We start from the raw sequence: 10,327 nt of genomic DNA on the forward strand, positions 1-10,327 counted from the left end.
TTTTCGGGTGCGTCAGTCCTGAACAGTGTTAGAGGGTGTTTGAAAAGTCTAAATTCATACTACCGTGAGCGATTAGAAATCGCGCCTACACCGACAAAACCCACCTGCGTGGGTTCAAAACCTTTATTTTTCATTAGTCCACGGAGGTGGACTTAGTTTGTGTAGTAGTGTTCGCGCCAGCGTGGCGTTCGCGGTAGCGTGCCGGAGGCATCAGCCATATTATATTCGCCAAAAACTTTTCAAACATCCTCTTAAATTAACGTGGAATATAATTAATTACCAATTCTGAATTATAAATTATTGGTCACGACATAGAATATAATTAATTACGAATTACGAATTACGAATTACAAATTACAAATTATTCTGTGCAGGGTTTTCTCAACTTAAACAAACCTTATGACTGGACTTCCCATGACTGCGTAGCAAGGGTACGGAAACTGCTGCGTTTAAAACGGGTAGGACACGCAGGAACCTTAGACCCAGCAGCTACAGGCGTGTTACCCATCGCCTTGGGTAAAGCTACCAGATTATTACAATATTTACCAGGTGAAAAAGCTTACAAAGCTACTGTTCGCCTTGGCATACGTACAACTACTGATGATTTACAAGGCGAAGTTATCACCTCTCAGCCTTGTCCGGGCTTAAATTTAACGGACATAAAAACAGAACTTTCCCGATTTATCGGCAAAATTGAGCAAATTCCCCCCAGTTATAGCGCCATTCAAGTGGAGGGAAAACGCCTATATGATTTGGCACGTCAAGGAGAAATTATACAAGCACCAGTGCGGACAGTAGAAGTTTTGAATATACAAGTTTTAGACTGGCGTGATAGTGATTTCCCGGAATTAGATTTAGCGATCGCTTGTGGTGCAGGAACATATATTCGAGCGATCGCCCGTGATTTAGGAATTATATTCAACACAGGTGGAACCCTCGCCGCTTTAACAAGAACTGAAAGCAGCGGGTTTCACTTACAAGATAGCCTCACATTAACAGAATTAGAAACCCAACTTCAAAGCGGGACATTTCAACCCATCTCCCCAGATACAGCCTTACAAAAATTACCATCTGTAAATTTACCAGGAACATTTGCCAAAAAATGGTGTCAAGGACAGCAAGTTCCTGTAAATTTTGATGTGTTAGGAATAGTGCGAGTCTATGAACAAGAAACCCGCTTTTTGGGGATTGGACAAATACAAGAACATCTATTGATTCCCCAAATGGTTTTTGAACCGATTTCCTAATGTTAACCACAAAATCCCCGAATTCTTCAAGAATTCGGGGATGTGAGACCAAAAAAATGGTTGTTAAAATGATTTCTTCGCTGAACGCAAAATATTCTCTATCCTTGGGTATAAATTTTGTATAAATACGGAATTTATCTTTCTAAATGTGGATTTGAATAAAGTATCAAGGGCAATCTCACTATGATGAATTTGCAAAAATATATTAATTCTCTCTTCAAAATTGCGATCGCACTTTCTCCATCCCTGATCATTATATCTACCTTTTCTTTACCCTCACTAGCACAACCTACCCCAACCCCAGGGCTTAGATTTCCTGAAGCACCTAACCGAGACAGCCCAGAAAGAACAGGTGCAGGAGGAAGACGGATTCAATTCCCATCGGGACAAGACCGAGGTAAACCTCAAAGAACAGGTGCAGGAGGAAGAAGGGGAAGGCAAAACTCTTGTATTATTACCGATAATGGCCAACCATCACTAACAGCCTTAATGCCGACAAGCGATAATCAGGGACAAACAGTGGTTGAAAATCCGAAATTGTATGTGTATGTTCCCAAAACTACGACACAAACTGGAGAATTTGTAGTCATAGATGATGAGGGAAATGAAGTTTACGAAACTAATTTTACACCACCTACTCAACCGGGAATAGTTCAACTGAGCATCCCAACCAGTGCTTCCTTAAAAACAGGCAAAAAATATTTCTGGTACTTCACTTTAATTTGTAATTCTGAAGATAGAAGTCAGGATGAATATGTATCTGGTTCATTGGAACGTACTACACTAGGTTCACTATTAAATAGCTCCCTTCAGCAAGCAACACCTCTCAAGAAAGCTGAAATTTATGCAAAGAATAAGATTTGGTATGAAACTATCAGTAATGTTGCTTCCTTGCGTACTGAAGATCCAGAGGTATGGACAGACTTGTTAAAATCAGTTGGTCTAGAAGATTTTGCCCAAGCACCTTTCGTTGACTTTGGTAAACCAAAACCTTAATTTGGTCAACTCTATTCCCAAGTTCCTACATCCCGCAATACATGGGGTATTTCTCCCTGTGATAAGGGAAACTCTAATATAGTTTCCCTATAACCCAAATATCCCGATTCAGTAAAAGACATCAACATCCGCGCTAGTGCTAACCACACCTCAGACTCATATTCCCAATCACCAGCACGTCTAGCACGACCAGCTATAGAACGTAACGCCCAAAAATACGAATTTCTTACCACTGACCCACCTTTTTTAAATTCAGGTACATCCTCGTGATGAAGAAATAAAACATTATTGTCAATTCTCGCTCTCATAGCAATTTTATATTTTAGGTAATGATATAGGAATCCGGTTTGATTCCTGAATTTACTCGTAGAGGTAGGGAACAGGGAACAGGCAACAGGGAACAGAAAAGAAGGAATACAAGGTGTACTGAGTTTGTATGGCTACGCCACGCAAGCTATCAAAAATCAAATAGGAGTCCTATAAGTAAGTGGGCGTTAAAAAATATAATATAAACCTAACCCCCCAGCCCCCTTCCCTACTAGGGAAGGGGGAGTCAAAGCCTCTCCCCTGGTAGGGGAGAGGTTTGGAGAGAGGTTTTATATTTAATTGTGCCAAGTTACTTAGTAATCAGGACTTACGCAAAACAGAACCGAAGTAGGGGTAATACCGCAACGGGCAAGCAAGCTACATGAATTACCCCTACGCAAGAATCAAGTTTTGAGTTCAATCTTGCGTAAGTCCTAGTAATATTAAACAATAAGATATCCAAATATTTTTATAAAAAAGTAGGTTCGGTTGAGTTAGGAAACCCAACATCATTATTAAAGTTTTTGTTGGGTTGCGCTGTCGCTTGAACCAACCTACATAAATGGAGAAATTATATATTCGTAGTTAAACCCAGCCGAAAAGTAAACCCAGGACTATAAATCCGATTAACTCGTTCATATTGTTCACCCAGTAAATTTTCTAAGTAAACAGTCAGTCCTAAATTTTTACTTACAGGAATTCGACCACTCAAATCTAAATTCACAAAAGATGGCGAGAAATCTGTACTTTTATCACCACCAGCAGTATTGGCAAAAACAGAGCGACGAGTACCACTATTATAAGTCAGATACAAATTAGCTTGCCATCCATCCTTTTGATAACCAATTCCACTTTGCAACAAAGAGAAAGGAATTAAACCTAATTGTAACCCTTTATCTGTTCCCGTTTTGATTTGGGCATCTGTATAAGTATAGTTAACAAAAGTAGACCAATCACGAGCTATTTTTAATTGCAAAGCAGCTTCTAAACCATTGGTATCTACTAAGCCGATATTTTCCCATCTCCCACTAATAACTCCTAACCGATTATCTAAACTGCTGCCAAAATAAGTAAACTGTGCCAGCAATTTACTAGATAAATTAATATCCACTCCCGCAGTCCAAGTTGAACCAGTTTCTGGTTTTAAATCCGGGTTGGGATTCCAATTATGAACCGTATCAAAAACATATAATTGATCTAAACCTGGATTGCGTTGCGCTCCAGCCCAACTTCCGCGAATTGCAACTACAGGATTAAGGGCATAACGTAAGCCAACACTAGGATTAAAATAACTACCAAACTGGCTATCAAAGCTTTGTCTTAACCCTAAATCAACTAGCAAAGCATCACTAATATTCCATGTATTAACAGCAAATAAAGCCGTATTTAAAACATTTCTATCTTCCTTTTCATTTTTATCAGCAAGAGTCGGGTTTGTACTTAAAACATCCCCCTTTAAGTTAGTATTCTGTAAATCAATACCCCAACGCAATTGATTATTTTGACTCAGTTTCCACTCGTGATCAACCCTGGCCGATATCTGTTTAGTATCTAAAACTCCAGTTCGGTAAAATCCCAGTCCTGTTGGTCCATAAGTGCTAAAGTAATTTTGGTTATAACCGATGGTAGTTGTCAGATTTGAGTCGTTATCCTTACCCAGTCGAGTTTTCCAAGATAAGCCAATATTCAACCCATCATGGTCTAATCTATCTCTTTGCAAAGGAAACCCAAAATAAATTAAACCCCGACGACTGCTAAGTGTAGTAACATCTAAATTCAAAGAATTTTTAGCATCTAAATCTAAACCAATACTACCAAAATAGGTACTCTTTGCAGTATCAGCATTGAATAAAAAACCTTCGTTATCACGATTTGCAGCACCAACAGGAACACGGTAACGGTTATCTATAAAATATCTTTCAAAGCTAAAGTTATATTTTACTTTATTAGCTGAACCAGCATAAGTTATCTGTTGATTATTTAAACTCAATGAGCCAAATTCTATACTACCAGTTAATTTTGGCTGACTATAACCTTCTTTGGTAATTATATTAACAATTCCTCCAAAAGCTGAGGAACCATATAACGAGGAAGCAGCACCGCTATATAATTCAACTCTTTCAATTGACTCTACAGGAATGCTATTTAAATCTGTGCTACCGTGATAATTGTTGATATTTGTGTTTATAGGTCTACCGTTAATCAAGAAAACAGATTGATTAATAGATGCACCACGATAGTATGTACCTGTGTGAATATCTGCACCATGTCCGACATCATTGATAGCAAAACCAGGCATTCTTTTTAAAACATCAGCGACGCTAGTAGCACCTTGTTTTTGAATTTCTTCTTTTTCAATTACATAAATTGGTGTAGATTCGGGTAAAGCGTCTTTTTCTCCAATTGCTTCTATGGAAATATCTGCATCATTTGTAGGAGTTAAATCTTCTTCTGGCTCAATTTCTGGCTCAACTTCATTTGCTGCGGGTTGTTGAGTTAATAATTTTGCATTTGTGGCGGGTATTTGGATTTCATTTAAACTAGGAATATGTGAATTTATGACGTTATCTTTAGTTTCATTATCATCAGCTACAGCAGGAAAAGCTACCAGTAAACTTAGTAAAGAAACTGGTAAAAAAAAACTCTTATTCATATTTCTGATCTCACACCTGGTAAAAACAAATGCAAGTATTGTCTCTATTAATAAAAAACTTGTCAAAAGACAAGCTGTCATATTTCAGATTCCCGACTTCTTCAAGAAGTTGGGGATGTTTAAGAAGTTGGGATATTGTTCTTTAATGGTTCTTCGGTACTTGTTATGCTAAATTACCAATCGTGTATAAAGGGAACAGGGGGAAGAGACAATATTTTTCCATAATGTTAAAAATTATGGTTTAGTTCCTATACATACTAAGCTTCCTGAGATTTTTTTGTCTAGATTTTGCATATTAGGTACGGAAGAACCTCTTTAATTACTATTTTCTGAATTCTTATTTGACTCAGGAGGGGTTGTAGAAGAAGGTGCAGCTACTTCCTCAGTTCTACTTTCATCAGCCTGATTATTTGTATCCGATTTGACTGGTTGACTGGGGGGAGTTGGGGTAGAAGCATCTTTTTCAGGTTTTTTCTGTGCTGCTTCTCTCTGTGTTTCTCTTCGTCGTTCTTGAAGTTTGCGGTGACGCTGTGATCCTTGAATAGCAAAATTAACTGAAGCTCGCACTCCTTGTCTACCAGCATCTGTAGGTTTTAATTTCCATTCTTGTGCTGCTTGTTGAGCAGCTTCATCTAGTTCGCTATCACCACTGGAACGAATTAACCGCACAAGAGTAACATTACCATGAGCATCTGTATCAATAGCAACTTCTGCTTTACCTTCTATACCCCGCCGTCTCGCTCTATCTGGATATTTGATATCACATCTAATACAATCTGCTCGATTTAATTTTGAACCATTTTCTTGAGGAGGTTTTGGTGCTGTCGCTACTGGTGTATCCTCTTTTTTTGGTTTGTTCTCAACTTCATTACCGCCACTATTTCCAGTCCCATTTCCCTGACCGTTACCCACGCCATTTCCAGTCCCATTTCCGTCGCCATTTTTAGTACCTTTACTGAAGCCATTTCTTAAACGATTACCTAAATTACTAGAAGTATTTCCACTAAGTGGACTTCTGGAAGTATTGTTAGAAGTTACACTGACTGGAGTTGTTGACTTTGGCGCTTCAACATTATTTGAAAGTTTTGTGTTCGGTATGACAGTTTGATCCGGTGTGGGTTGAGTAGTTGCTGGTGTCTCTAATTTTTCAGTTAATTTTTCTATGGGGGTAGTTTTTCTGATCGGTTGTGTTGTTGTCGGTTCAGGAGTAATTTTTTCTATGGGGGTAGTTTTTTCTGTAGGTGGTGTTATCGCAGGTTCAGGAATAGTTCGCGTCTGGGGTTGTTTGACTATAGGTGTAAGAGAAGGGTTAGTCACCCTGATGGCGGTTGCTGCTGAAATAGAACTTTTAGGGTTATTATTACTACCACCGAGACTACCACCACCACCAGAATTTATCTTTAGTTGGGATTTTTGAATTTCTTGTGGTTTGGTTACTTTTTGGGGTACTGTTTCAATAATTGTGATTTCAATTGGTTGATCTTTGGTTTCAGGAACTCTTTGTAGAAATTTACTAATACCTAAGGCTAGGATACCAATATGTAATCCTAATGAACAAATGAGACTGTAGAGGAGAAAAGATTTCAGTGCTTTTAGCTCTTTTTCTCGCTGTTCTACAGCGACGCTGGAAAACCCCATATTCGATTATTACTTGTGATAATTAGTTACTTAAATAGAATACAGCAAAATTGACTATTTTAAGCTAATTAATAAAATTAATAATTAGTAATTATTGCATCTGTCAAATGTGAGCTTTAAGTAATTCTTACGAAGTATGATATTTGTTGTTGAACAGTTTTAATTAAGTCTAAATTTTTCTTATAAACAAGAGGTTGTTCTTGTTTTGCAGAGTATTCCGATGCTGTTTGTAAATCAGCGATCGCTCTTTGATAATTTCAGCCATGAACAATTAGCGGGGCTTTTATTCCCGCTAATTATTAAGTGATTAACTTAGATATTGGGTTAATTCCAGCCAGCTTCAGCTTGTTCCAGTACGTAAGCAGCTACATCTTCAATTTGGGCTGCTTTTAAACGATCCTTGAAGGCAGGCATAGCACCTTTACCATTTGTAACTTGAGCAATGATACCTTCTGTTGAGTACAGACCGTACTTTTCCAAAGCTTCTTTTTTCAGGCTTTTAGCAGCATTGACTAAATTTTTACCACCTGCATGACAAGAAGCACAATTAGCACTAAATAGTTTAGCGCCACTAGCCGCATCTGCTGCTAAAGCTGGACTACTGAAGGCAAAGGTGAAGATGGTGATGCCTAGCAGTAATACAGAAATAATCTTTTTCATCTCGTGTTCTCTCTACAACAATTGCTGATTAGGTGCAATCTCTTCTATAATTCTCTTTTGATTAAGTTGCATAAGTCAAACGACAGGCTGTAAAACTTGGGCTTGATAATTGAGGATTTTAGATTGATTGATGGTGAGCTTAAGGGTTTGGGATAAATGTAAATTTATATAACCTAAAATTTAGGACTGGCAAGAATAAATTAAACATTAAGGATGAAAGGAAAGTTTTAAGTAGGATATAGATCCCCGATTTCTCAAAGAAGTCGGGGATCTGGGTATTGGGTTTTTTAAAGTAAGGATTGAGAATACAAAAGAGCCTCCAGCACGCTACCGAGAACGCCGTCCCCGTTCCTCTACTTACATATTTGGGATGCTCGCTCTTAAAAAAATGTAGAGAAGTTCCATGGAACCTCTCTACAAGTGAATTCTTCGCATTTTTATTTATTTGCCAGCTGAGTTATTGCTGCTTCGCTCACGCGACAAATTCGCCAATCTTCTAAAATATCTGCTCCCATACTGCGGTAAAATTCCTGTGCCGACACATTCCAATCTAAAACACTCCACTCTAAGCGGCCACAATTGCGCTCTAGAGCTATTTTTGCTAATTTAGTCAGCAGTGCTTTACCAATACCTTGGCGGCGAAATTCAGGGAGAACAAATAAATCTTCGAGATAAATTCCTGGCTTGGTAAGAAAGGTAGAATAATTGTGAAAAAATAATGCAAATCCCACCGCCTTACCTGCAACTTCAGCTAAAATTGCCTCTATATATTTTGGTTCACCAAATAGATGCTCTTTTAATGCTTGAGCGTTACCAGTAACAGCATCAGATAATTTTTCGTATTCTGCCAATCCCTGAATCAATTCAAACAGTACAGCACTATCACTAGCTTGGGCGAACCGGATAATTAAGTCACTATGGTAAGTCATTAGTATTGAGCGTATAGTTCAAAGTCCATACATAGCTTATAGCTAAGTGTGTAAATTTTCTTAACTAATGACTAATGACTAATGACCAATGACTTAGATTAACCAACCCTTTAAGCGTTTAGCTATATGGGGACGGCGTAATTTCCGCATAGCTTTACTTTGAATTTGGCGTACTCGTTCACGGGAAAGATTGAACATATTACCAACTTCTTCCAAGGTGCAGGGTTCGCTGGTTGTCAGTCCATAGCGTAAAGAAATTACGTCTTTTTCCCTGGGGGTGAGTACGTCTCCTAAGACTTCCCAAATCTCCTGACGCATCATGTTTTCATTCATTTTTGCTTCTGGAGATTGGTTATCTTCGTCTTCCAGCAAATCCATTAATTCTGTGTCTTCTTCTTTACCGACACGGTGGTTAAGGGAAAGTGCTTGACGACGCAGTTGCTGAAGTTGACGCAGTTGTTGGACGCTAATTTCCAAACATTCTGCCATTTCGGCTTCCGTGGGGTTGCGAGCTAGTTTTTGCTTAAGTTCTCTTTGGGCTTTTTTAAGTTTGTTGAGTTTTTCAACAATATGGATTGGTAGACGGATAGTGCGAGCATCATTAGCGATCGCTCGTGTAATTGCCTGTCTAATCCACCAATAAGCGTAAGTCGAAAACTTATAGCCCTTATCAGGATCAAACTTCTCTGTAGCGCGATTTAAACCCATGGCCCCTTCCTGAATCAAATCCAGAAAAGGAACACCCCGGTTGAGATATCGTTTAGCAATAGAAACTACCAACCGTAAATTCGAGCGAATCATTTTCCGCTTCGCTACCCGTCCTTGATACAACCGACTTTCCAGTTGTTTTTCTGTCATGTCAAACTTAGCAGCGACCTCGCTTTTGCTGGGGTTTTGTCCCAGTTCTGCTTCTAAAGCAGCTTGTAAGTCTTTTACTTCTTCTACAAACCTAACCCGTCGCGCTAACTCTACTTCTTCGTCCGGCTTAAGGAGGGGATAACGCGCCATTTCTTTAAAAAACGCGCCCACAGCATCGTCATGTTCGGTCTTATTATATCCCGACGGACGAGCGGCTGCCATTTCATCCCCATCCCGTTCATCTGACTCCAAATTTTCGACAATTGAAGAGTCTTCAAATACTACTGCATCTAAACTATCAAGTGATGGTTCTTCATGATCAGCAGCGTTATCCAGTATTTCCATTGTTCCCAATTCAGCAAGATTCATAGTTTCCTTTCGGGATAGTTGCTTTGTTTGGTACATAATTTAGTGACAGCTGCTCGTTTGAGAATAGTTAGTTTTTACTAGGGGCATATTCACCCATATACTCAGTCAAATACAATCTTCTTGAAAATTCCTGAGTCGGAATGAAAATCTGTATCTGCCTGTCATGTTTTGGTCACATTTAGATACAACTTATCTTGTCTTTGCACCCAAAATACCATCTTTTCCCACTACCAGCAGACATATTCCTAATTTTTTTCTTAATCACCAAATATGTCAAACCCCCCTCAAACATTCTCAACCTTAACAAATATAAAAATTCCATCTAAAGACCCTATACATTAAATTTTCATGTATTTTCATGAAGTTTTGTCTGATTTGGAGTAAGAAAGTTAAAGCTTCCCAAGTTAAAGCTTCCCAAATGATCCAAATTACAAAAATGGTAGCTTAAAATCCGGACAATCTTGATTGTATAAGAGCATCTCACATACAAAATATCTTGAATATCTATCGATAGGTGGAAAAACCCTACTACCTATTTAGTAGATAAAAAAAATGATTGATTAACATCTAATACCAATTTAATATGAAGCTGCATATAATAGAGAAAACAAACTTGATAAATCAAAATAACCATGAGCCGTACTTTTAAAATTGAAATAGCAGAGAGTGAA

The 10,327-nt window shown here is 38.4% G+C and carries 8 protein-coding genes; 2 read left to right on the forward strand and 6 right to left on the reverse strand.

Annotated features, from left to right (window positions below; genetic code table 11):
- Positions 1–368: 368 nt before the first annotated feature.
- Complete coding sequence (gene truB, locus H6G06_RS14710) at positions 369–1,247, forward strand: tRNA pseudouridine(55) synthase TruB (protein WP_190561343.1); 879 nt, start codon at positions 369–371, stop codon at positions 1,245–1,247.
- A 183-nt stretch (positions 1,248–1,430) separates the two neighbouring features.
- Positions 1,431–2,243, forward strand: coding sequence for a DUF928 domain-containing protein (locus tag H6G06_RS14715; protein WP_242039702.1), 813 nt, complete (start codon positions 1,431–1,433; stop codon positions 2,241–2,243).
- 11 nt (positions 2,244–2,254) lie between these two features.
- Here the strand turns inward: H6G06_RS14715 and H6G06_RS14720 are convergent, their stop codons facing one another.
- The 6 genes from H6G06_RS14720 to H6G06_RS14745 all read right to left on the reverse strand — a co-directional run bounded on the left by H6G06_RS14720 (position 2,255) and on the right by H6G06_RS14745 (position 9,692).
- Complete coding sequence (locus tag H6G06_RS14720) at positions 2,255–2,551, reverse strand: hypothetical protein (protein WP_190561345.1); 297 nt, start codon at positions 2,549–2,551, stop codon at positions 2,255–2,257.
- Positions 2,552–3,120: 569 nt separating this feature from the next.
- Positions 3,121–5,202, reverse strand: a complete 2,082-nt coding sequence (locus H6G06_RS14725) for a TonB-dependent receptor plug domain-containing protein (RefSeq protein WP_190561347.1) — start codon at positions 5,200–5,202, stop codon at positions 3,121–3,123.
- Positions 5,203–5,517: 315 nt separating this feature from the next.
- Complete coding sequence (locus H6G06_RS14730) at positions 5,518–6,840, reverse strand: energy transducer TonB (RefSeq protein ID WP_190561349.1); 1,323 nt, start codon at positions 6,838–6,840, stop codon at positions 5,518–5,520.
- A 324-nt stretch (positions 6,841–7,164) separates the two neighbouring features.
- Entirely contained in the window at positions 7,165–7,500 is a 336-nt protein-coding gene (petJ, locus tag H6G06_RS14735; protein ID WP_190561351.1) for a cytochrome c6 PetJ, read from the reverse strand.
- A 437-nt stretch (positions 7,501–7,937) separates the two neighbouring features.
- On the reverse strand, positions 7,938–8,429 hold the full coding sequence (locus tag H6G06_RS14740) for a GNAT family N-acetyltransferase (protein ID WP_190561353.1): 492 nt from the start codon (positions 8,427–8,429) through the stop codon (positions 7,938–7,940).
- Positions 8,430–8,522: 93 nt separating this feature from the next.
- Positions 8,523–9,692 carry an RpoD/SigA family RNA polymerase sigma factor gene (locus H6G06_RS14745; RefSeq protein ID WP_190561355.1) on the reverse strand — a complete coding sequence of 390 codons (1,170 nt, stop codon included), beginning with the start codon at positions 9,690–9,692 and terminating at the stop codon, positions 8,523–8,525.
- Positions 9,693–10,327: the final 635 nt, after the last annotated feature.

This window comes from Anabaena sphaerica FACHB-251 (assembly GCF_014696825.1).
Classification (GTDB): domain Bacteria; phylum Cyanobacteriota; class Cyanobacteriia; order Cyanobacteriales; family Nostocaceae; genus RDYJ01.

What these genes read in the sequence shown, in the direction of transcription:
- H6G06_RS14740 (WP_190561353.1), bottom strand. Translation starts at nt 8,429, where the DNA reads ATGACTTACCATAGTGACTTAATTATCCGGTTCGCCCAAGCTAGTGAT.
- H6G06_RS14730 (WP_190561349.1), bottom strand. Translation starts at nt 6,840, where the DNA reads ATGGGGTTTTCCAGCGTCGCTGTAGAACAGCGAGAAAAAGAGCTAAAA.
- H6G06_RS14745 (WP_190561355.1), bottom strand. Translation starts at nt 9,692, where the DNA reads ATGTACCAAACAAAGCAACTATCCCGAAAGGAAACTATGAATCTTGCT.
- H6G06_RS14715 (WP_242039702.1), top strand. Translation starts at nt 1,431, where the DNA reads ATGATGAATTTGCAAAAATATATTAATTCTCTCTTCAAAATTGCGATC.
- petJ (WP_190561351.1), bottom strand. Translation starts at nt 7,500, where the DNA reads ATGAAAAAGATTATTTCTGTATTACTGCTAGGCATCACCATCTTCACC.
- H6G06_RS14725 (WP_190561347.1), bottom strand. Translation starts at nt 5,202, where the DNA reads ATGAATAAGAGTTTTTTTTTACCAGTTTCTTTACTAAGTTTACTGGTA.
- H6G06_RS14720 (WP_190561345.1), bottom strand. Translation starts at nt 2,551, where the DNA reads ATGAGAGCGAGAATTGACAATAATGTTTTATTTCTTCATCACGAGGAT.